The 22,727-nt window shown below is 73.2% G+C and carries 18 protein-coding genes; 16 read left to right on the plus strand and 2 right to left on the minus strand.

Going from position 1 to position 22,727, the window contains the following annotated elements:
* Positions 1-430 precede the first annotated feature (430 nt).
* The 6 genes from AB0J08_RS21310 to AB0J08_RS21335 all read left to right on the plus strand — a co-directional run bounded on the left by AB0J08_RS21310 (position 431) and on the right by AB0J08_RS21335 (position 7,340).
* Positions 431-1,864: a biotin/lipoyl-binding protein gene (locus AB0J08_RS21310; RefSeq protein ID WP_360636282.1), complete on the plus strand. Its 1,434-nt coding sequence runs from the start codon at positions 431-433 to the stop codon at positions 1,862-1,864.
* The gene (locus AB0J08_RS21315) at positions 1,864-2,682 is read left to right on the plus strand and encodes an ABC transporter ATP-binding protein (RefSeq protein WP_360636285.1); all 819 of its coding nucleotides are present in this window, start codon (positions 1,864-1,866) and stop codon (positions 2,680-2,682) included. The genes AB0J08_RS21310 and AB0J08_RS21315 overlap by 1 nt, the downstream gene beginning before the upstream one ends.
* Complete coding sequence (locus tag AB0J08_RS21320; protein WP_360636288.1) at positions 2,679-3,890, plus strand: ABC transporter permease; 1,212 nt, start codon at positions 2,679-2,681, stop codon at positions 3,888-3,890. Before AB0J08_RS21315 ends, AB0J08_RS21320 begins: the two co-directional genes overlap by 4 nt.
* A 16-nt stretch (positions 3,891-3,906) precedes the next feature.
* A complete protein-coding gene (locus tag AB0J08_RS21325) occupies positions 3,907-4,554 on the plus strand; it encodes a DUF5666 domain-containing protein (RefSeq protein ID WP_360636291.1) in 648 nt (215 codons plus the stop codon).
* A 530-nt stretch (positions 4,555-5,084) separates the two neighbouring features.
* Positions 5,085-5,837 carry a response regulator transcription factor gene (locus AB0J08_RS21330; protein WP_360636536.1) on the plus strand — a complete coding sequence of 251 codons (753 nt, stop codon included), beginning with the start codon at positions 5,085-5,087 and terminating at the stop codon, positions 5,835-5,837.
* 9 nt (positions 5,838-5,846) lie between these two features.
* Positions 5,847-7,340 (plus strand): HAMP domain-containing sensor histidine kinase, encoded by a 1,494-nt coding sequence (locus AB0J08_RS21335; protein WP_360636294.1) that lies wholly within the window; start codon positions 5,847-5,849, stop codon positions 7,338-7,340.
* Between the two features lie 148 nt (positions 7,341-7,488).
* Here AB0J08_RS21335 and AB0J08_RS21340 read toward each other — a convergent pair whose 3' ends face one another.
* Positions 7,489-8,166, minus strand: a complete 678-nt coding sequence (locus tag AB0J08_RS21340) for a DNA-binding response regulator (protein WP_360636297.1) — start codon at positions 8,164-8,166, stop codon at positions 7,489-7,491.
* Positions 8,167-8,222: 56 nt separating this feature from the next.
* Between AB0J08_RS21340 and AB0J08_RS21345 the strand changes: the two genes are divergently transcribed.
* Positions 8,223-9,155, plus strand: a complete 933-nt coding sequence (locus tag AB0J08_RS21345) for an oxidoreductase (protein ID WP_360636299.1) — start codon at positions 8,223-8,225, stop codon at positions 9,153-9,155.
* A gap of 164 nt (positions 9,156-9,319) precedes the next feature.
* On the opposite strand, the gene AB0J08_RS21350 is transcribed toward AB0J08_RS21345, so the two are convergent.
* Positions 9,320-10,117, minus strand: a complete 798-nt coding sequence (locus tag AB0J08_RS21350; RefSeq protein ID WP_360636539.1) for a DUF4037 domain-containing protein — start codon at positions 10,115-10,117, stop codon at positions 9,320-9,322.
* 193 nt (positions 10,118-10,310) lie between these two features.
* Here AB0J08_RS21350 and AB0J08_RS21355 point away from each other — a divergent pair, with 193 nt between their 5' ends.
* From AB0J08_RS21355 to AB0J08_RS21395, 9 genes are all read left to right on the plus strand, one after another.
* Positions 10,311-10,694: a VOC family protein gene (locus tag AB0J08_RS21355; RefSeq protein ID WP_360636302.1), complete on the plus strand. Its 384-nt coding sequence runs from the start codon at positions 10,311-10,313 to the stop codon at positions 10,692-10,694.
* Positions 10,695-11,085: 391 nt separating this feature from the next.
* Positions 11,086-12,633: a cytochrome ubiquinol oxidase subunit I gene (locus tag AB0J08_RS21360; RefSeq protein WP_360636305.1), complete on the plus strand. Its 1,548-nt coding sequence runs from the start codon at positions 11,086-11,088 to the stop codon at positions 12,631-12,633.
* Positions 12,634-12,711: 78 nt separating this feature from the next.
* Positions 12,712-13,737 (plus strand): cytochrome d ubiquinol oxidase subunit II, encoded by a 1,026-nt coding sequence (gene cydB, locus AB0J08_RS21365; protein ID WP_360636308.1) that lies wholly within the window; start codon positions 12,712-12,714, stop codon positions 13,735-13,737.
* 3 nt (positions 13,738-13,740) lie between these two features.
* Positions 13,741-17,370 carry a thiol reductant ABC exporter subunit CydD gene (gene cydD / locus AB0J08_RS21370; RefSeq protein WP_360636311.1) on the plus strand — a complete coding sequence of 1,210 codons (3,630 nt, stop codon included), beginning with the start codon at positions 13,741-13,743 and terminating at the stop codon, positions 17,368-17,370.
* 26 nt (positions 17,371-17,396) lie between these two features.
* Positions 17,397-19,205 carry a GAF domain-containing protein gene (locus tag AB0J08_RS21375; RefSeq protein WP_360636314.1) on the plus strand — a complete coding sequence of 603 codons (1,809 nt, stop codon included), beginning with the start codon at positions 17,397-17,399 and terminating at the stop codon, positions 19,203-19,205.
* Between the two features lie 235 nt (positions 19,206-19,440).
* On the plus strand, positions 19,441-19,857 hold the full coding sequence (locus AB0J08_RS21380; RefSeq protein WP_360636317.1) for a DUF1508 domain-containing protein: 417 nt from the start codon (positions 19,441-19,443) through the stop codon (positions 19,855-19,857).
* Positions 19,844-20,248 carry a hypothetical protein gene (locus AB0J08_RS21385; RefSeq protein ID WP_360636320.1) on the plus strand — a complete coding sequence of 135 codons (405 nt, stop codon included), beginning with the start codon at positions 19,844-19,846 and terminating at the stop codon, positions 20,246-20,248. The genes AB0J08_RS21380 and AB0J08_RS21385 overlap by 14 nt, the downstream gene beginning before the upstream one ends.
* Before the next feature lie 348 nt (positions 20,249-20,596).
* Positions 20,597-21,634, plus strand: coding sequence for a substrate-binding domain-containing protein (locus tag AB0J08_RS21390; protein WP_360636323.1), 1,038 nt, complete (start codon positions 20,597-20,599; stop codon positions 21,632-21,634).
* Between the two features lie 228 nt (positions 21,635-21,862).
* Positions 21,863-22,456 (plus strand): hypothetical protein, encoded by a 594-nt coding sequence (locus tag AB0J08_RS21395; RefSeq protein WP_360636327.1) that lies wholly within the window; start codon positions 21,863-21,865, stop codon positions 22,454-22,456.
* Positions 22,457-22,727: the final 271 nt, after the last annotated feature.

The following is a 22,727-nucleotide window of genomic DNA, read 5'->3' on the forward strand; positions in this document are numbered from 1 at the left end:
CTGGTCGTTTCTGACTCCGCAAAAGCTACGTTGCTTTCCATGTCTCAGCAACAGATTCGTTGCGCTGAATCTTCATCAGTGCAGGTCAGAGCCTAGATATCGTTGCGAAGGCCTGGAATCAAATGCAATGATGGTCACCTTGTTCGTTGCAATGGATGGGAGTGAACGCTCTGCGGGAGATGCCGCCCGGGATGACTCGCTCCGCTCACCCGGGTGATCCGACGGCCCCGCGCCGCCGCCCGGGGCGTGCTGCCGGATGGCTGGGGATGGCTGGGAAGCCGCTGGGAGTTCGGCCAACGGCTGACCGCGTGGCGGGCAAGGTGAGGGCCCTGAACGGGCGGACCGTGCGGGAATGCCCGGGTTCGGCCGGTCAGGCTTCTCCCAGGCGGCGCCCAGGATGCCGAAAGAGCGTCCGGCGAAGCTGTGCGCCATGAAGGTGCTCCCGCGACGGCGTGGTGCCGTCCTCCTGAACTCCGCGCTCGGCGTGGCCCTGGTGGGCGCCGCGGCCCTGGCGTACACGACGCTGGACAGCGGTACCGGGAAGGCGGCCGGCAAGACCCAGGTCCGTACCGCGACCGTGGCCAAGGGCACGGTCCTGGCCACCGTGTCCGGAACCGGCACGCTCGCCTCGCCGACCGACGCGGCCCAGGACTTCACCACCGGCGGCAAGCTGACCGCCGTCAAGGTGGCGGTGGGTGACACCGTGACCAAGGGGCAGGTGCTGGCCACCGTCGACACCACGGCCGCCCAGCAGCAGGTGGACGCGGCGCAGTCGGCGCTCACCACGGCCAAGGCCAACCTCACCAAGGCCCAGGCGGGGGTCACCACCACGACCACCCAGCAGATCCCGGGGAGCTCGGGCAACGGCTCCACGGGCAGCGGCTCCACCGGCGGCGGCTCCGGCGGCTCCGGTGGCGGGGAACGGGGAGCGGGCGCGAGCAGTGCGCCCGCTCCCCAGGCCACCGTCCCGGTTCCGCAGACCACCACCATCACCACCACCAAGGTGGACGATGCGGCCGTCGCCCAGGCCCAGCAGCAGGTCGCCACCGCGCAGACCAACCTCGCCAACGCCCAGGCGGCGCTGGCCGGGACGACGCTCACCGCCTCGGTGGACGGCACGGTCGCGTCGATCGCCGGCAAGGTCGGCGACACGATGGGCGGTGGCACCGGGAGCGGCACGGGCAGCACGAAGTCCACCGGCAGCACGTCCGGTGCGGGCGCCCCGAGCGGCTTCATCGTGCTGACCAATCCGACCGGGATGCAGGTCACCGCCAACTTCTCCGAGCTGGACTCGCTCAAGCTCAAGAAGGGCGAGTCGGCCACCGTCGCGCTGAACGCGCAGTCCGACAACAAGCTCAACGCCACGGTGCTGTCCGTCAGTTCGCTGCCGGTGAGCAGCGGCGGCAGCGGTGGCGCGGCCGCCGTCCAGTACGCGGCGACGCTGCAGATCGCCGGGGACACCAGCAAGCTGCGCACCGGTCTCAGCGCGACCGTCTCGGTGGTCACCGGCGAGGCCGACAACGCGCTCTCGCTGCCCACCGCCGCCCTGGCCGGCACCGGGGCCAGCCGGACGGCGACCCTGGTGCAGCCGGACGGCACCGGCGAACGGGTCACCGTGGAGGTGGGCGTCGAGGGTGACACCACCGTGCAGGTGCTCTCCGGGCTGAAGGAGGGCGACAAGGTCGAACTCGCCACCACCAGCGGCACCAACGGCTTCCCGAACGGCTCCTTCCCGGGCCTGAACGGCGGCCAGGGCGGCCAGGGCGGCCAGGGCGGTCGTACCGGTGGCGGTGCCGGTGCCGGTGGCGTGGCAGGCGTCGGCGCGGCCGGCGGTGCGGGAGCCGGTCGGGGCGGTAGTCGCTGATGGCGGGTCAGATCATCCCGGGATCAGAGGGATCGGCGCCACCGCCGGTCATCCAGATCCGCCGGCTCACCAAGTCCTACGGCCACGGCGATGCCACCGTGCACGCGCTGCGGGGCCCGTCCGACCCGGGCACCGGCGAGCCGCTGGGCGTCACCCTGGACATCGACCAGGGCGACTACGTGGCGGTGATGGGCAGTTCGGGCTCCGGCAAGTCCACCCTGATGAACATCCTCGGCTGCCTGGACGTGCCCACCGCCGGCCGGTACCTGCTGGACGGCATCGACGTCGGCCACCTGGACGAGCAGCAGCTCTCGCTGGTCCGCAACCGCAAGATCGGTTTCATCTTCCAGTCCTTCAACCTCGTCCCCCGCACCACCGCGCTCGCCCAGGTCGAGCTGCCGCTCGCCTACGCGGGCGTGCGCAGCGCCGAGCGGCGCCGCCGGGCGCTGGCCGCGCTCTCGCTGGTCGGCCTCGCCGAGCGGGCCGGGCACCGGCCCAACGAGCTCTCCGGCGGTCAGCAGCAGCGCGTCGCGGTGGCCCGGGCCCTGGTCACCGCGCCCGCGATGCTGCTCGCCGACGAGCCCACCGGCAACCTGGACAGCCGCTCCACCGGCGAGGTGCTGGCCCTCATCGACGGCCTCAACGCGACCGGGCGCACGGTGGTGCTGATCACCCACGAGGACGAGGTGGCACGGCACGCGAAGCGGGTCATCCGGCTGGTCGACGGTGCGATCGTCGACGACGTCCGGCAGGCCCCGGTGGACGGGCCACCGCCCGCCCTGCTCCCGGCCACCGACTTCCAGGGGGTGCCCGCGTGATCCTCTGGCAGATGCTCCGCTTCGCCGTCGGCGGCCTGGCCGCCAACAAGGTGCGCTCCGGCCTCACCATGCTGGGCGTGCTGATCGGTGTCGCCTCGGTGATCCTGCTGCTCGCCGTCGGCAACGGCTCCTCGGTGGCGGTCAAGGAGTCGATCACCTCGCTCGGCACCAACTCGCTGACCGTCACCGCCGGTTCGTCCTTCGGCGGCTCGCGCGCCGCCTCCACCGCCAAGAAGCTCACGATCGCCGACGCCAAGGCGTTGGCGAGCGACCCGGACGCGACGTCGATCAAGTCCGTCGCGCCGGTGGTCACCACCAGCGGCACCGCGCTGTACGGGGACATCTCGTACAGCCCCGGCTCGATCGTCGGCACCTACCCCGCGTACTTCGAGACCGCCAACCTGAAGGTCGGCCGTGGCGAGTACTTCACGGCCGACGACGTGCTCGGCTCCCGCAAGGTCGCGGTGCTCGGCGCCACCACCGCCAAGCAGCTGTTCGCCACCACCGACCCGGTCGGCCGGCAGATCACCGTCGGCGGCACCCCGCTGACCGTGGTCGGCGTGCTCCGGGCCAAGGGCGGCACCGGCTTCACCGACCCGGACGACGTGGTGATCGCGCCGCTGCCGACCGTGCAGAACGCCTTCACCGGCTTCGGCCCGGTCAGCCAGATCCTGGTGCAGGCCACCTCCGCCGAGAGCACCACCGCCGCGCAGGCCGAGATCACCCGGGTACTGCTCGCCGCCCACGCGATCGCCGACCCGAGCAAGGCGGACTTCCGGATCGGCAACCAGGCCTCGCTGCTCACGGCCCGGGAGTCCACCACCAAGACCTTCACCGTGCTGCTCGGCGCGGTGGCCGCGATCTCGCTGCTGGTCGGCGGGATCGGCATCACCAACATCATGCTGGTCACCGTCACCGAGCGGACCAGGGAGATCGGCATCCGCAAGGCGCTCGGTGCCCCGCGCAGGGCGATCCTCGGGCAGTTCCTCGTCGAGTCCACCCTGCTGTCGGTGATCGGGGCCGGGCTCGGGGTGCTGGCCGGCCTCGCCGGGTCGCACTTCTCCGTCGTCGGCATCAAGCCGGTGGTGATCCCCGAGTCGGTGCTCGGCGCGTTCGGCATCGCCGTCGCCATCGGCCTGTTCTTCGGCAGCTACCCCGCCAACCGGGCCGCCTCGCTGCGCCCGATCGACGCCCTCCGCCACGAGTGACCAAGGACCCGCAGACATGAGCGACGAGATCGAGCCGCGTACCCCCGCCGAGCAGGTCGTCCTGCTCTCCACCGCGCCGGACGCCCGGGACGTCACCGCCGAGCTGGCCGCGCCACCGCGTCGCCGGCTGCCGTGGCCGACCCTGGTGCTGGCCGGCGCCGTGATCGCCACGGCGGCGTTCGCGGGCGGCGTCCGGTACCAGCAGGACCACGGCTCCACCGGCTCCGGCAAGGCGGCGGCCGCCGGGCAGCAGCCCAGGGCGGCGGCTTCCGGCTTCGGCGGCGGACAGAACGGCACGCGCCGGGGCGGCCAGGGGACGGGCCAGGGTGGTCAGGGCGCCGGCCCGGGGGCCCAGGGCGGCTTCACCCGGGGCACCGTCAAGGCCGTCGACGGCACCACCGTCTACCTGACCGACGCCAACGGGAACACCGTCAAGGTGACCACCGGCGATGCCACCAAGATCCAGCTCAACAAGGAGGGCAAGGTCACCGACCTCCAGCCCGGCCAGAGCGTCACCGTGGTCGGCACCCCGGCCGCCGACGGCGGCTACGCCGCCACCCAGCTCGTCGAGGGCGGTACCGGCTTCGGGGCCGGCGGTGCGGGCGGCTTCGGCGGCGGTGTGCCCGGCGGCGCCCGGGGCACCCAGAGCCCGTCCGGCGGCTGACCCCGCAGCCCCGGACGACCGCGCGGCCCGGCCGAACCTCCTCCGGCGGCCGGGCCGCGCGCTGTCCGCACCCGGGTAGCGGGACGATCGTGACCGGGGCGCACGCCGTACGTACGTACCCCGCCCTGATCCCGCCCTGATCCCGGTCCGATCCGGGTCCGATCCTGCCCTGATCCCGGTCCGATCCGGGTCCGATCCTGCCCTGATCCCGGTCCGATCCCGGTCCGATCCCGGTCCGATCCCGGTCCGATCCCGCCCTGATCCCGCCCCCTGATCCCGCCCCCGGAACCCGGTCGGGAGCCGGTCCGATCCCGGTCCGGAGCCGGGCGCGCCGGGGCCCGGCAGCCCGTGCGCACACCATCCAGCCCGACCGTGCGGGCTTGTTCGCCTAAATCCGCCCGATAAGGTGTTAATCCAACATTCATCGATGGCGCATAGCCTCCCCGGGCTAGCCTCAGCTGAACGCCATCGTCCGACCGGGAGGCGGAACCCCCGTGCAAGGCACTGTGTCCACACCTGGCAGCTCCGCCGTGGCCGGCGGCCCGGGCGAGGCGTTCCTCCTCGTCGTCGACGACGAACCCAACATCCGGGAGCTGCTCTCCGCCTCCCTGCGCTTCTCCGGCTTCCGGGTCGCCTCCGCCGCCAGTGGCACCGAGGCACTCGAACTGATCGCCGCGGAGCGGCCGGACCTGGTCGTCCTCGACGTGATGCTCCCCGACCTCGACGGCTTCACCGTGGTCGAGCGGCTGCGCGAGCAGACCAGCCGGGGCCAGATCGCCGGCTCCGCCCACGGCCACCCCGCCGACCACCTGCCGGTGCTCTTCCTGACCGCCAAGGACGGCGTCGGCGACAAGGTCCAGGGCCTGGCCGCCGGTGCGGACGACTACGTCACCAAGCCGTTCAGCCTGGAGGAGCTGATCGCCCGGATCCGGGCCATCCTGCGCCGGGCCGGCGGCCCCGCCGAGGACGGCCGGCTGCTCGTCGCCGACCTCACCCTCGACCCGGTCGCCCACGAGGTCACCCGCGGCGGCACCCCGGTCGCACTCTCCCCGACCGAGTTCAAGCTGCTGCACTACCTGATGGCCAACGTCGGCCGGGTGGTCTCCAAGGCGCAGATCCTCGACCACGTCTGGGCCTACGACTTCGGCGGCGACCTCTCCATCGTCGAGTCCTACATCTCCTACCTGCGCCGCAAGCTCGACTCCGGCCCCGTGCACGGCCCCAAGCTGATCCACACCGTCCGCGGCATCGGCTACGCGCTGCGCCGACCGCCGCAGAACTGACCGCCCCCCGTGTTCCCCCGGTTCTCGCTGCGCGTCCGGCTGCTCGTCCTCGTCCTCGTCCTGGTCACCACCGGCCTCGCGGTCAGCGACGCCGTCGTCCTCGGCACCGTCCGGGTGCAGCTGGTGCAGCGGCTCGACGACCAGCTGCAGCGGTTCGCCGAGCCGCTCTCGCACCGCGTGCCGGGCCGGGTGACCTGGCCGGACAACAAGCAGCCGTCGGTCAGCGGCAAGCGCGCCGCCCCCAACTACCTGGCGGCGCTGCCCAGCCAGTACCTGGTCCAGTACCTCTCGGTGGACGGCAAGGTCCAGCAGGTCGTGCGCCAGCCGGTCTCCGAGAACGACCCGGCTCCGCAGCTGGCCGGCCTCGACCCCGCGGCCGCCGCCCCGGCCACCCCCTTCGACCTGCCCGACCAGCGCGGCCAGCGCAACTGGCGCACGCTCGTCCTGCCGCTCCAGCGGCCGCCCGCCCCCACCAGCGCCTTCGCCGTGCCGGCCCCCACCCCCGCCTACCTGATGGTCGCGGTCTCCCGCGAGGACATCGACGCCACCGTCGGCCGGCTGCGCACCTCGTTCCTGGCGATCGGCGGCGCGGTGCTGGTGCTGATCGCGGCCCTCGGCTTCTTCGCCGTCCGGGCCGGGCTGCGGCCGCTGCGCCGGATCGAGGAGGGCGCCGAGCGGATCGCCTCCGGTGAGCTGTCCCACCGGATGCCCGAGCTCTCCACGCGCACCGAGGTCGGCCGGCTCTCCGCCGCCCTCAACGCGATGCTCACCCAGATCGAGGCCGCGTTCGCCGACCGGGCCGAGTCCGAGGCGCGGATGCGGCGGTTCGTCGCCGACGCCTCGCACGAGCTGCGCACCCCGCTGGCCGGCATCCGCGGCTTCGCCGAGCTGTACCGGATGGGGGCGCTGCCCACCGAGGGGGACGTCCAGCGGACCATGTCCCGGATCGAGAGCGAGGCCGTCCGGATGGGCACCCTGGTCGAGGACCTGCTGGTGCTCGCCCGGCTCGACGAGGAGCGCCCGCTCGACCTCGCGCCGATGGACCTGCGGACCCTCGCCGCGGACGCGCTGCACGACCTCACCGCCCTCGACCCGTCCCGGCCGGTCGCCCTCACCGGCCCGTCCGGCACCGGGGCCCCGGGCCCCGCACCCGTGCTCGGCGACGAGGCACGGTTGCGCCAGGTGGTCACCAACCTGGTCGGCAACGCCGTCAAGCACACCCCGCCCGGTACCCCGGTCCGGATCGGCGTCGGCACCGCCGAGGGCCTCTGCCTGCTCGAAGTCGCCGACTCCGGCCCCGGCCTCACCGAGGAGCAGGCCGTCCGGGTCTTCCACCGCTTCTACCGCGTGGACGCCTCCCGCAGCCGTCACGACGGCGGCGGCGCCGGTCTGGGCCTCGCCATCGCCACCGCGCTCACCCACGCCCACGGCGGCACCCTCACCCTCCACACCGCCCCCGGCACCGGCGCCACATTCCGCGTGGAACTCCCCCACCAGCGCTGAAACCCCCCGTTCGGGTGAGCCGGTGATCGTTCCTCCCGTCGGCTCCTCGGTCGTGTGCGACCGTACGGCTGCTCGGCCCGGACGCCGTACGGCGAGGAGGCCGTGATCCCGGAGCGACCGGACAGGGGGTTCGTGATCGGCCCGGAGATCACCGGTGGGCGGCGGGGGTGACCGCCTCGTCCAGCAGGCCCTGCGCCAGCAGGCCGGCCTGGAAGCGGGAGGTGGCGCCGAGGGTCGTCAGCAGGTCGGCGACCCGGCGGCGGTAGGTGCGCAGCGAGAGGCCGAGCACGCGGGCGCCGGTCTCGTCGGTGTGGCCGGCCGCGAGGGAGCGGAGGATCTGCCGGGCCTGCTCGGTGAGGAGCGGCGGGGTGGCGCAGTCGGCGAGCCCGGTGGCGCTCTCCCAGGCGGCGCGGAACAGTGAGCGCACGCCGTCGACGACCTCCGGCGACTGCACCACGGTGTACGTCCGCACACCGCGCACGGGAGCGCCGGCCAGGATCGCGGTGCGCCGGTCGATGATGATCGCCTCACGCGCCAGCGGTCCGTCGCTGATCCGGACCTCGATGCCGGAGGCGGCGATCCGCAGCAGCCGCCGTTCGGACTCCGGGTCGGCCAGCGCGCGCCGGGTGTACAGCTTGCGCATGGTGAGCCCGGGGACGAGGTGCGGTCGCTTGCCCTCCGCGAAGGCGGCGTTGACGCCGGTGGACCAGGTCAGCAGGTCGGTGGCGGCGACCAGGAACTCCTCACGCGACGCGACGAAGAGGTGGCCGGCCCGCCGGACGAGCTCCTGCTCGCCGTGCAGGGTGATGATCGGGTCGGTGCTCATGGCAGTAACCTGCCAGATCGGTCGGGCGGCGGGCGAGCCGGGCGGAGGCTACCACCATGACGATCACCTCCCCCGCCTCCGCAGACGCCTCCGCGCACGCCTCCGCCTCCGCACACGCCGCCGCGCACGCCTCCGCCGCCGGCTCGCTCCTGCTCGGCGGGGACCTGCCCGTCTCCCGGATGGGCTTCGGCGCGATGAAGCTGCCCGCCCGTGACTGGGACGGCCCGGCCTGCGACCCCGTGCAGAGCGTCGCGGTGCTGCGCCGGGCGGTCGAGCTCGGCGTCGACCACATCGACACCGCCTGGTTCTACTTCCACCAGGACGTCTCCGCGAACGGGCTGATCCGCGAGGCGCTGCACCCGTACCGCGACGGCCTGGTGATCGCCACCAAGGTCGGGCCCGGCCGCAACCCCGACGGCAGCTGGCAGGAGCCGGCCGGCCCGGCGGAGGTGCGCGCGGCCGTCCACCGCAACCTGCGCGAGCTCGGGGTGGACCGCCTCGACCTGGTCTACCTGCGGCGGATGCCCACCCAGGGGTCCGTCGCGGAGGGCTTCGCCGCGCTGGCCGAGCTGCGCGAGGAGGGGCTGATCCGCCACCTCGGGGTCAGCAACGTCGACGCGGCCCAGCTCGCCGAGGCGGAGGCGATCGCGCCGGTGACCGCCGTGCAGAACCGGTTCAGCGTGCTGGAGCACTCCGCGGACGGCGCGGCGCTGCTGGCGGACTGCACCGCCCGGGGCATCGCCTTCGTCCCGTTCTTCCCGCTCGGCGGCTCGGGGGTGCCCGACGAGGCGGGGCTCCGGCGGGTGGCCGAGCGTCACGGTGCCACCCCGGCCCAGGTGATGGTGGCCTGGCTGCTGGCGCTCTCCCCGGCGATCCTGGCCATCCCGGGCACCTCCTCGCCGGTCCACCTGGAGGAGAACGTCGCCGCCGCCGCACTGCGGCTGGGCCCCGAGGACCTCGCGGAGCTGGAGGCGTTGGCCCGGGCGTGACCCCCCTGCCGGGACGGCGGTGTGACGCTCCGGCGGATCCGGCGGGGTGTTCACGCCCCGGTCGGTGGCCCGGCCCGCCGCCGCCCCGGCCCGCGCCCCGGCCCGCGCCGCCGTCCGCCCGCGCCGTCCGCCCGCACCGCCGTCCGCCGCAGGCCGGCAGCCGGTCAGCGGCCCCCGGCGGGCGTCCGCAGGGCGGCGACGGTGTCGGCGACCAGGAGCCGGGCGTCCGCGACGGTCGCGGCCAGCTCCTCCGGGGTGCCGCCCGGGGCGGCGAGCAGTCGGCGGGCCCGGGAGCCGAATCCGGCCGGTGCGCCGGGCAGGCTCTCGGCGACGGCGAACGCGCCCTTCTCGTTGAGGCACCAGCGACGGGCGTGCGCGAAGAGGGCCTGGACCAGGACGCCGACGGCGCGGGAGAGGCAGAGCGCGACGTACAGGACGTCGGCCCGGGCCACGCCCTTGGCGGCCCCGTCGACCAGGAACTCCGCCTCCCAGGCGGCCGCGACCAGCGCCGTCCGCAAGGCCTCGGGGTACTGCGCCAGTTCGACCCGAAGCTCCGTCAGCTCGCCGGTCGGGTCCGCCATGACCTGCCCGAGCGCCAGCTCGCCCGGGTAGCAGGGCGACCAGAAGCCGAGCGGGTGCCCGGCCTGCACGCCCACCTCGTAGCGGCCGGCGCGGCAGTCCGCCCAGATCCGTTCGACCCGGTCGAGGTCGCGCAGGATCCAGTCCACCGCCACGCCGTCGACGGTGAGCCAGGCCCCGCCGTCGACCCATGGGCCCCAGCCGCCCGGGCCCGCGACCTCGACCCCGGGCCCGGCGAGGCCCCGCAGCGCGTCGAGGTCGAGTCCGCCCCGGTAGTAGATGCCGAGGTCCCAGTCCGAATCGGGCCGGTGCTCGCCGCGGGCCCGGCTGCCGCCGAGCACCACGCCGACCACGCCCGGGACCTCCGCCAGCCGTCGCGGCATCGACTCGGTGATCGCTCGTTCCGTCTCCACGGGGCGAGTCTGGCACGGGCCCCGCGCCCGCTCGTCGGGTCGTCGGGGGCTGGCCCGTCGGTACCGGTACGACCTAGGATCCCGGGTACGGCATCGCGTGTCGGTCACCGACCGGGTGAGGCATGGAGGTAGCCCGTGAGTGCCTTACGGAGGCATTCGAATCATGGCAGTCCAGTTCAATCACACCATCGTGCAAGCCCGGGACAACCGGGAATCCGCCGCGTTCCTGGCGGCCATCCTCGGCCTTGAGGTCGGTACGGCCTGGGGCCCGTTCGTCCCCCTCGCCACGGACAACGGCGTCACCCTCGACTTCGTGTCCGTCCCGGCGGAGGCGATCGCCCCGCAGCACTACGCCTTCCTCATCTCCGACGAGGAGTTCGACGCCGCCTTCGCCCGGATCGAGGCGGACGGCATCGACTACTACGCCGACCCGCAGCTGAAGCTGGCCGGCGAGATCAACCACCACCACGGCGGCCGGGGTCTGTACTTCTTCGACCCGGCCGGCCACGGCATGGAGATCATCACCCGCCCCTACGGCAGCCACTAGTGCGGCACTAGGCGCCCAGGCGCCCCGGGCCGGCGCCCGGCTGAGTCGCTCGTGAGCCACTCGTGAGCCACTCGGCCGGGGTCTGAGCCGGGGCCCCGCTGCTCATCGGACGATCCGGCGCCTGTCAAGCGCCGGATCGTCCAAGATCATTTCGCCACCGGCCCGGCCGCTCGTTGTGGCAGGCCAGGGCCGGTGCGCAGACTGTGCGCACGGCATCGCCGATCAATCCCACCCCGCCTGCGAATCACTCGTAAGCATGATGGATACTGGCCCTTGTGAACGTGTTCACGTTCACAAGCGGACAAGCTTGCGTGGGTGTGCAGCGGTCTGCGGATGTAGATGAAGTTTGTCCGGAAAGTGACCTTCGGGGTCGGGTCGGAGAGAGGGCGACGTGGAACTGGCAATCGCTCACGAAACCATCGCGCGATGGCAATTCGGCATCACCACCGTCTACCACTTCCTCTTCGTACCGCTCACCATCAGCCTGGCCGCCGTCGTGGCCGGGCTGGAGACCGCCTGGGTGCGGACGGACAAGGAGAAGTACTTCCACGCCACGAAGTTCTGGGGGAAGCTCTTCCTGATCAACATCGCGATGGGCGTGGTCACCGGCATCGTCCAGGAGTTCCAGTTCGGGATGAACTGGTCCGACTACTCCCGCTTCGTCGGCGACGTCTTCGGGGCCCCGCTCGCGATGGAGGCGCTGATCGCCTTCTTCTTCGAGTCGACCTTCATCGGGCTCTGGATCTTCGGCTGGGACAAGCTGCCGAGGAAGCTGCACTGCGCCTGCATGTGGATGGTGTCGATCGGCACCGTGCTCTCCGCCTACTTCATCCTGGCCGCCAACTCCTGGATGCAGCACCCCGTCGGCTACTCGATCGACCCGGCCACCGGGAAGGCGCAGCTCACCGACATCACGCGGGTGCTCTTCCAGGACACCACCGTCACCGTCGTCCTGCACACCCTGACCGCGGCCTTCCTCACCGGCGCGGCCTTCATGGTCGGCATCGCCTCCTTCCACCTCTGGAAGGCCAAGCGCCGGCCGGAGACCGCCGACCCCAAGCGGGTCGCCGTGATGCGGACCTCGCTCCGGCTCGGGCTGGTCCTCGCCGTGATCTTCGGCCTCGGCACCGCGCTCAGCGGCGACTCGCTCGCCAAGGTGATGTTCCGCCAGCAGCCGATGAAGATGGCCGCCGCCGAGGCGCTCTGGGACAGCCAGGCGCCGGCGCCGTTCTCGGTCTTCGCCGTCGGTGACGTCTCCAAGGGCCACAACTCGGTGGAGCTGGAGATTCCCGGGATACTGTCCTTCCTCGCCAACAGCGACTTCAGCTCCTCCGTGCCCGGCATCAACGACACCGCCAACGCCGAGGCCGCCAAGTACGGCGGCGACCCGAAGGACTACATCCCGAGCATCTTCGTCACCTACTGGGGCTTCCGCCTCATGATCGGCTTCGGGATGACCTCCTTCGTGGCCGGGGTGATCGGGCTCTGGACCACCCGCAGGAAGTGGCTGCTGGCACCGGAGTTCCGCACCGGCGACACCGAAGTGCCCCGGCTGATGCTGACCCCCCGGCGCGAGCTCGGCCCGTTCCTCACCCAGTGGAGCTGGCGGATCGGCATCCTCACCATGGGCTTCCCGCTGATCGCCAACAGCTTCGGCTGGATCTTCACCGAGATGGGCCGTCAGCCGTGGGCCGTCTTCGGGCTGATGACCACCGCGAGCGCGGTGTCGCCGACCGTCGGCGTCGGCACCCAGATCGGCGCCCTGACCACCTTCACCCTGCTGTACGCGATCCTCGCCGTGATCGAGGTGCGGCTGCTGGTCAAGTACGCCAAGGCCGGGCCGGTCACCTCCGAGCGGCCGCCCACCGAGGACCCGACGCTGCGCGGCCCGTCCCCGGACGACGACGCCGCCGACAAGCCCCTCGCCTTCGCCTACTGAGCCCCCACCGAGCACCACCGGCGCACCGGGCTCATCGAGCCCCACCCGCGGACTACCGAGGACTACTGAGGATCCGACATGCAACTCCACGACGTCTGGTTCGTCCTGATCGCCGTCCTGTGGATCGGCTACTTCTTCCTTGAGGGCTTCGACTTCGGCATCGGCATCCTCACCAAGCCGCTGGCCCGCTCCACCGCCGAACGGCGGGTGCTGATCAACACCATCGGCCCGGTCTGGGACGGCAACGAGGTCTGGCTGCTCACCGCCGGCGGCGCCACCTTCGCGGCCTTCCCGGACTGGTACGCGACGCTGTTCAGCGGCTTCTACATCCCGCTGCTGGCGATCCTGGTCTGCCTGATCGTGCGCGGGGTCGCCTTCGAGTACCGGGCGAAGCGCTCGGAGCCGCGCTGGCAGCGGAACTGGGAGGAGGCGATCTTCTGGACGTCGCTGATCCCGGCCTTCCTGTGGGGCGTGGCCTTCGCCAACATCGTCCGCGGTGTCGACATCGACCAGCAGAAGAACTACGCCGGCACCTTCTGGGACCTGCTGAACCCGTACGCCGTCCTCGGCGGCCTGGTCACCCTCACCCTCTTCACCTTCCACGGCGCGGTGTTCGCCGCGCTCAAGACGGTCGGGGAGATCCGCGACCGGGCCCGCGCCACGGCGCTGCGGCTCGGCCTGGTGACGGCCGTACTGGCCCTCGCCTTCCTGCTCTGGACCCAGGCCGACAACGGCAACGGGTGGAGCCTCGCGGCCCTGGTCGTCGCGGTGCTGGCCCTGGTCGGCGCCTTGGTCGCCAACCAACTGGCCCGCGAGGGCTGGGCGTTCACCCTCTCCGGGGCGACCATCGTGGCCGCGGTCGCGATGCTCTTCCTGGCGCTGTTCCCGGACGTGATGCCGTCCAGCCTGAACCCGGACTGGAGCCTGACCGTCACCAACGCCGCCTCCTCGCCCTACACGCTGAAGCTGATGACGATCGTCGCGGCGGTCTTCACCCCGCTCGTGCTGCTCTACCAGGGCTGGACGTACTGGGTGTTCCGCAAGCGGATCGGCGTCCAGCACATCCCCGGGCACGACCCGGCCGCCGCGCTCGACCAGGGCTGAGCCGTGCAGCCCGTCGACCCCCGACTGCTCGGGTACGCCCGCACCACCCGCGCCTTCCTCACCGGCTCGGTCCTCCTCGGCGGCGCGGGGGCGGTCCTGGTGGTCGCCCAGGCGAGCCTGATCGCGGAGATCGTCGTCCGCGCCTTCCAGCAGCGCGCCGGACTCGGCGAGCTGACCGCACCGCTGGTCTGGCTGGCGCTGACGGCGGTCGGGCGCGGGCTGGTCGGCTGGCTCACCGAGCTCACCGCGCACCGCTCCGTCGCCCGGGTGAAGTCCACCCTGCGGCGCCGGCTGCTCGACCACGCCACCGCGCTCGGCCCGGCCTACCTGGCGGGCCGGCGCACCGGCGAACTCACCACCCTCGCCACCCGCGGCGTCGACGCGCTCGACGACTACTTCGCCCGCTACCTGCCGCAGCTGGCGCTCGCCGTGGTCGTCCCGGTGATCGTGCTGCTGCGGGTCGTCGGCGCGGACTTCACCTCGGCGGCGATCATCGCCGGGACGCTGCCGCTGATCCCGCTCTTCATGGTGCTGATCGGGATGGCCACCCGGACCAGGATGGACCGGCAGTGGGAGACCCTCTCCCGGCTCTCGCACCACTTCCTGGACGTGGTCGCCGGCCTGCCCACGCTCAAGGTGTTCGGCCGGGCCCGTGCCCAGGCGGCCGGCATCGCCCGGATCACCGCCGACTACCGCCGCGCCACCCTGCGCACCCTGCGGATCGCCTTCATCTCCTCCTTCGCCCTGGAGCTGCTCTCCACCCTGTCGGTGGCGCTGGTCGCGGTCTCGATCGGCTTCCGGCTGGTGGACGGCACGCTCGACCTGGAGACCGGGCTGCTGATCCTGATCCTGGCACCCGAGGTCTACTTCCCGATCCGCCAGGTCGGCGCGCTCTACCACTCCAGCGTGGAGGGGCTGACCGCGGCCGACGAGCTCTTCCGGGTGCTGGAGACCCCGCTGCCGCCCGCCGGGACCGTCCCCGCCCCCGCCCTGGCCGGCGCCGTCGTCGAGGTCGCGGACCTCACCGTGGTGCCCCCCGGCCGGACCGCGCCCGCGCTGGACGGCGCCGCGCTGACCCTGCGCCCGGGCACCACCAGCGCGCTCACCGGCCCGAGCGGGGCCGGCAAGTCCACCCTGCTCGCCGTCCTGCTCGGCCTCACCGCGCCGGACGCGGGCAGCGTCCGGATCACCGCCGTCGACGGGCGGACGTACGGGCTCGCCGAGCTGGAGCCGGAGAGCTGGCGCCGGCAGATCGCCTGGGTGCCGCAGCACCCGCACCTGTTCGCCGGCACCGTCGCCGACAACCTGCGGCTCTACCGGCCCGACGCCGGCGAGGACGAGCTGTGGGCCGCGCTGCGGTCCGCGCACGCGCAGGACTTCGTGCGGCGACTGCCGCAGGGCCTCGCCACCGCACTGGGCGAGGACGGCTCCGGGCTGTCGGCGGGCCAGCGGCAGCGGCTGGCGCTCGCCCGGGTGCTGCTCGCCGACGACCGGCCCCTGGTACTCCTGGACGAGCCGACCGCCAACCTGGACGGCGCGTCGGAGGCGGCCGTGGTGGACGCCGTCCGGGTGCTGGCGGCCGATCCGGCGCGCACCGTGCTGCTGGTCGCGCACCGGCCGGCACTGCTGGCGGCGGCGGACCAGGTGGTCCGGCTGGACGGCGCCCCGGTGCCGGCGGCGGCCGTCGCGCCGCCGCGGCTCGCGCACGGCGGCCGGCCGGTGCCGGCCGCCGACATCCCGTCGGCGGAGCCCGTCGGGGCGGCGAGCGCGCAGCCCCGGCTCGCCCTCTCCATCCTGCTCGGCGCTCTCGCCCTCGGCTGCGCCGTCGGGCTGATGGCCACCTCGGGCTACCTCATCTCCTATGCCTCCGAGATGCCGCCGGTGCTCTACCTGATGATGGCCGTCACCTCGGTGCGCGCCTTCGGGATCGGGCGGAGCGTGTTCCGCTACGCCGAGCGGCTGGTCTCGCACGACGCGGTGCTGCGCACCCTCGGTACGCTGCGGGCCGCCGTGTACCGCCGGCTCACCGCGCTCGCTCCGGCCGGGCTGCCGGCCTTCCGGCGCGGGGACCTGCTCTCCCGGCTGGTCGCCGACGTCGACGCCGTCCAGGACCACTACCTGAGGTGGCGGCTGCCGGCGGCGGTGGCGGCCGTGGTGGCGTCGGCCGCGACGGTGGCGATGGCCGCCTTCCTGCCCTCGGCCGGCCTGGTCCTCGGGCTGGGGCTGCTGCTGGCCGGGGTGGTGGTGCCCGCGCTGGCCGCCCGCTGGTCGGCCGGCGCCGAGCGGCGGCAGGCCCCGGCCCGCGGCCGGCTGGCCACCGCCGTCGTCGACACCCTCACCGGAACGGCCGAGCTCACCGTGGCCGGGGCGCTCCCGGGCCGGCTGGCCGCCGTCCGCTCCGCCGACGCGGTGCTGACCGGGCTGGCTGCCCGCTCGGCCGCCACCACGGCGCTCGGCACCGGGCTGATCACGCTGCTCACCGGGCTGACGGTGGCTGCCGCCGCAGCCGTCGGCATCCGGGGCGTGCAGGCCGGTGCGCTGGCGCCGGCCTGCCTCGCGGTGGTGGTGCTCACCCCGCTGGCCGCCTTCGAGGCCGTCACCGGGATGCCGCTCGCCGTCCAGGCCCGCCAGCGCAGCCGGGCCGCCTCGGCACGGCTGGCCGAGGTGCTGGACGCGCCGGCGCCGGTCGCCGAGCCGGCCGACCCGGCGGCGCTGCCCGAGCAGCCGCTGCCGATCGCCGTCCGCGGGCTGACCGCCCGCCACCCCGGGCAGGCCGTGGACGCGCTGGTCGGTCTCGACCTCGACCTCGCCGCCGGCCGCCGGATCGCCGTGGTCGGCCCGTCCGGCTCCGGCAAGACCACGCTCGCCCAGGCGCTGCTGCGGTTCGTGGAGCCGACGGCGGGCCGGGTCACGCTCGCCGCCGGCTGTCCACAGGCTGTGGACAGCCGGGCGGTGGCCGGGGACGACGTCCGCCGAGTGATCGGGCTGTGCGCCCAGGACGCGTACGTCTTCGACAGCTCGCTGCGGGAGAACCTGCGGCTGGCCCGGCCCACGGCCGACGAGGACGAGCTGCTCGCCGCGCTCGCCGCCGCCCGGCTGCTGGACTGGACGGACACCCTCCCGGCGGGCCTCGACACCATGGTCGGCGAGCACGGCGCCCGACTCTCCGGCGGTCAGCGCCAGCGGCTCGCGCTCGCCCGCGCGCTGCTCGCCGACTTCCCGGTGCTCGTCCTGGACGAGCCCGCGGAGCACCTCGACCTGCCCACCGCCGACGCGCTCACCGCCGACCTGCTCGCCGCCACGGCCGACCGGGCGACGGTGCTGATCACCCACCGGCTGGCCGGCCTCGACGACACCACCGTCGACGAGGTGCTCGTCCTGGAGGCCGGCCGGGTGGTCGAACGCGGCACCTGGTCGGCCCTGGTGGCGGAGCCGGACGGGCGGCTGCGGGCGATGTGGGAGCGCGAGCGCGAGGCGGACGGACTGGTCGCGGCCGGGGCGGTGCCGGACAGGTCGGTGCCGGACGGCCAGGTTGGCCAGGACGGGCTGGTCGCGGCCGGGCCGGTCGCGGTGGGCGGGGCCGGGACGCCGGGCGCGGAGTGCACTCCGGCGGTCGCGCCGTCCTTCGGCTGAAAAGCGTACAAACTACGCTCGTCACCATGGACCCCACGCCAGACCTGCCGCCCGCCGCCGCTCCCGACCCGGCGCCCCACCGGGTGCCCGAGATCTCCTCGCTCGGGCTGGACACGCTGGTCACCGAAGTGGCGGAACGCCTGCAGTCGGCGGCCGCCGTCACCGACCGGATGCAGCGGCTGCTGGAGGCGGTCGTCTCGGTCGGCTCGGGCCTGGACCTGCACGCGACGCTGCACCGGATCGCCACCGGCGCCGCGGAGCTGGTCGACGCCCGGTACGCCGCGCTCGGCGTGATCGCGCCGGGCGGCCACGGCCTGGCGGACTTCATCCACGTCGGGGTGGACGACGAGACCGCCGCCGAGATCGGCGAGCTGCCGGCCGGCCGGGGCATCCTCGGCGCCCTGATCGACCGGCCCGAGCCGTTGCGCCTCACCGACCTCGCCGCCGATCCGCGCTCCTCCGGCTTCCCGCCGAAGCACCCGGCGATGAAGACCTTCCTCGGCGAGCCGATCCGGATCCGCGAGGAGGTGTTCGGCAACCTCTACCTCACCGAGAAGCAGGGCGGCGGTTCCTTCACTCCCGAGGACGAGCAGGTGGTGCACGCGCTCGCCGCGGCGGCCGGCGTCGCGATCGAGAACTCCCGGCTCTACGAGGAGGGGCGGCGCCGCGAGCGCTGGATCGCCGGCGCGGCCGCCGTCACCACGGCGCTGCTCTCCACCGACCAGGCCGAGGCCGCGCTGACCGTCGCGGCCGAGCAGGTGCGCGAGCTGGCGGACGCGGCGCTCGGCATGATCCTGCTGCCGACCGTGGACGGCGAGGGGGACGGGCAGATGCGGGTGGCCCACGCCGCCGGCGAGGCCGCCGAGTTCGTCCAGGGCGAGCTGCTGCCGAAGGAGAGCTTCGGCTCCCGGCTGCTGCGGGGCGACAGCGTCTACCTCGACGACATGTCCAGCGACCCGACCGTGGTGATCCGCCTGGCACGCAGCTTCGGCCCGTCGATGGCGGTGCCGATGGTCGCCGCCGGGCGGGTGCTGGGCGGGCTCTGCGTCTGGCGCCCGCGCGGCGCGGTGCCGTTCACCGACGCGGAGAAGCAGCTCGCCGAGACCTTCGCCTCGCAGGCCGCGATCGCCCTGCGGCTCGCCGAGGGCCAGCGGGACCAGCAGCGCCTGGCCGTCTTCCAGGACCGCGACCGGATCGCTCGCGATCTCCACGATCTGGTGATCCAGCGGCTGTTCGCCACCGGGATGATGCTGGAGAGCGCCGCCCGGCGCTCGGTCGTGCCCGAGGTGAAGGTCGGCATCGGCAAGGCGGTGGACGAGCTGGACGCCACCATCCAGGAGGTCCGCACCACCATCTACGCGCTCCAGCACGACAACCACGGGGACGCGCCGGACACCCTGCGGACCAGGGTGCTGCGGGAGGGCAGCCAGGCCGCGGCGGCGCTGGGCTTCAAACCCTCGGTGACCTTCATGGGTCCGGTCGAAAGCCTGGTCGGGGAGAAGACCGGACGTCAACTACTGGCCGCACTGCGGGAGATGCTCTCCAACACGGCGCGGCACGCACGGGCCTCGCGGGTCGGCGTGGAGATCGACGCGACCGTGCACCTGGACGACGACGGCCGCCCGGTGAGCGGTGACCCGGAGTCGCTCGACCGGGCCGGACGCCCCGGGGTGCTGCTCACCGTGACGGACGACGGCGTCGGCATCCCGGCCGGCGGCCGCCGCAGCGGCCTGCGCAACCTGACCCGGCGGGCCGAGGCGCTCGGTGGGGACGCCTGGCACGAGCCCGGCCCGTACGGGAAGGGGACGAAGGTCCGCTGGACCGCCCGGCTGTAGGTCTCGCGCGTCCGCTTCTCGCGCGTCGGCTTCTCGCGCGTCATCGAACGGTCTGTGCCGGTCAGGAGGGCTTGTCGAGGGGGCCCGGCGTGGAGTCGGTGTGTACTCGGTGAAAGTTTAACAAGGGAGAACTTCCCGGCCAACGGAGCAAGTTGTGCATTTCCTTCCCTTCCGGCGTGCTTGTGTGCACACATAGCTTTACTCCCGTCTCGGAGAGAACCGGACTGGGGGAGCAGTGGACGCGTCGAGCCGCGGTCACACCGCAGCAGGGGCAGGTCGAGGGGGATTCCGGGTCGAACGGGCGCCGGACGGGCGGTACCGCTGGCAGCTGAAGGCTCCCAACGGCCGGGTCGTGGCGATCACCGGGGCCGCGTACCAGTCGGCTGCCGAGGCCGAGCGCGCCTTCGACGGCTTACGCACCGGTGCCGACGGCCTGGTCGCCCGGATCACCCATGTCCGCGACGGCATCGGGTGGGTCTGGATCATCCCCGGCTCACGCGCGCTCCCCGAGGTGCGTTCCAGCCGTGCGTACGAGCGGTACGCGACCTGCCAGAACGCCTTCCGGCGCTTCGTGGTGCTGCTGGCCAAACAGCCCGCGCTCGAACTCCCGGACAGAGTGGGCCCGTTGAGACCCTCCGATGTCCGCCGCTGAGCGGCGCGGTCCGCGCCTGCTGATCGTCCCCGCCGCCGACCGGTGCCTCGGCTGGGCGCTGCGCGCCGCCAACGGTCGGCAACTCGGCGTCGGTGTCCGGACCTACCGCAGCGAGGACGAACTCGTGGGTGCGGTCAGAGAGTTGATCATCGAACGGGCGGCGCTGCGCTGTACCGTCGGGCAGTCCGAGGCCCGTCTCTGGGTCTGGACCGCCCAGCTGCCGGTGCGCAGCACCCGCCCCGGCGCGGTCGAGGCCGGCCCGATCGCCCGCAGTGCCCGTGGCTACCTCCGGCGCGACCAGTGCCAGGCGGGGGTGGACGGCTTCCTGGCCGGGCTGCAGTGGGTCGGCCAGGAGTTGCGCCGCACCGGCCGGGACAGCCGGCCCTGGTAGCCCCCCGCCCGGCCCGAGGCGATCGCTCCGGCGGCCGTCCGTTCCCCCCGGTCCGGTGAAGGGCAGGTTTCCGGCAACCCCCCGAGCAGCCACCTGGAGAAGAACGTCACCGGCCTCCGACCTGCGGCTTTTCCCCCCGCCACGCCCGGGCTGACCAGTCGCTAAACCTGTCCGAACCGATGAGTCGACAATCGCCGGCCGCCGCTGACGGCCCTTCCGGGGGAACAGCCGCTCCCGACAGGATCAGCTCTGCCGGAGCGGCCAGCGCGGATGCGGCCACCGGCCCCGGACCCCCGACCAGGGTGCGGGCAAAGCGATGCACCTCTCTCCCACCGGAGGAACAGGAACATGCGCAAGACCGCTGCCAAGCTGCTCGCCGTTGCCGCCATCGCCACCTCGATCGCCACCGTCGCCGCCGGTACCGCCAGCGCCGACCCGAGCGTGACCCCGGCCGCCCAGGACATCGTGAGCGTCGGCTCCGACACGACCCAGGCCGTGTCGACGCAGTTCTCCACGGACTACAACGCCTACCTGACCAGCACCGGCAACACCACGTCGCCGCGGTACTACAGCTGGGACGCCACGGGCTCCGCCACCATCACCCCGAAGTCCGGCGCCTCCTCCATCACCCGCCCGAACGGCTCCGGCGCCGGCATCACCGAGCTGAACACGGCCGGCTCCAAGGTCGACGTGGCCCGCTCCTCGCGTGCCCCGAAGGCCACCGACCCGGCATCGGACATCTTCGTCGCGTTCGCCAAGGACGCGGTGACCTGGTCCGCCAACACCGGTGGCCACGCCCCGGCGAGCCTGACCGCCGCCCAGCTCAAGGGCATCTACGACTGCACCATCACCAACTGGACGCAGATCAGCGCCACGCTGCCGAGTGCCACCATCAAGCCCTGGCTGCCGCAGGCCAGCTCCGGCACCCGCTCCTTCTTCCTGACCGCGATCGGCAACCCGACCGTCGGCACCTGCGTCCAGGACGGCCCGGAGGAGAACGAGGGCGTCGACTCCCGCCTCGTCGGCGCCGACGTCGTCTTCCCGTACTCGGTCGCCGCGTACCTGAGCCAGACCGTCGGTGGCCACAGCACCTCCACCTCGGCCCCGGGCAGCCTGACCCTGCGCAACGTCGGCAGCCTGGTGCCGGTCAACACCACCACCAACACCATCAACGCGTCGTTCGCCGGCTCCGCCTTCGGCCGCGTGGTCTACAACGTCGTCCGGGACGCCGAGTGGACCGCCACCGACGCCCACGGCACCGCGCTGCGCGCGATCTTCGGCCCGTCGGGCTGGATCTGCACCAACACCACCGCCGTCAACGACATCAAGAGCTACGGCTTCCTGCCGCTGCCCTCCGCCGCCTGCGGCAGCACCACCCACAGCTGATCACCCGCTGATCACCAGCTGATCGTTCCCGCACCACCGCACCACCGCACCAAGCCGCTCGACCCGGCGGCCACGGGCTCCGGCCCGTGGCCGCCGGCCACACCCGCCCGCTCCTTCGTACCCGCCGGAACCGGGCAGCCCGGCAGCGCGGGAGGGGCGGCCGTCGGGCGGTCGCACGACCGCTCGTACCACCCAGCACGAGTTCGCACCTCTCCCAAGGAGTTCAGCATGACCCGGACCAACGCCCGCTTTGCCGCCACCGGCGCCGCAGTCGTCCTCGCCGTGACCGGTATGAGCGGTGCGGCTGCCGCCGACGTCGCCCCGGCGGCCCCGACCGGCAGCGCGGTGGTGCACGAGAACACCGCCTTCCTGAAGGACTCCGCCCTGAACGGCCTGGTGGTCATCCCGCTGCCCACGGCCACCCCGTCCTACGACTCGACCACGGGCTTCTCCACGTCCTTCCCGGTGACGGGCGGCGAGGTCAACCTCCAGGGCTACTACGGCAACGTCCAGCTGGGCGGCAGCCTGCTCTTCGTCAACCTCTTCACCGGCAAGTCCGCGGTCTTCAAGGAGCTGGCGTTCAGCGCCGACAGCTGGGCGATCACCGGTGTCCCGGTCGGCGGCACCGCCCCGGTGGCGCTGCTCGACCCGGCCGGCACGACCGACATCACCCGCTCCGGCGCCACCCAGACGGTGACGGCCGCCGACCTCCGGGTCGACGCCGAGGGCGCGCAGTACGTGGACACCAAGCTGAACACCACGTTCTTCAAGGCCGGCCAGTCGATCGGCACCTTCTCGCTGAGCTTCACCGCCGGCGGCTGACACCTGCCCGGCTCGGTACGACGGCGGGTCCGTGCGACGACGCGGGCTCGCCGTTCTCTTTATGGAGTTCCCAACTCCGGTACAGAGTCGTCACGTTGGGGTCTCGTACATCGGTACGACCGGATCCGGTCATGTAGGGCTGGCCGAATGGATGCGAACCGGAACCGCCGGCCTGCTCGCCGCCTGATCCACTCTCGCGCCGCGTCACGGCGGTGCGCGTTCGCACGGAGGTGCCCGTCATGAGACTCCGACTACTGCCCGACACGAGACG

It is taken from the genome of Kitasatospora sp. NPDC050463 (genome assembly GCF_040655255.1).
Taxonomy (GTDB): domain Bacteria; phylum Actinomycetota; class Actinomycetes; order Streptomycetales; family Streptomycetaceae; genus Kitasatospora.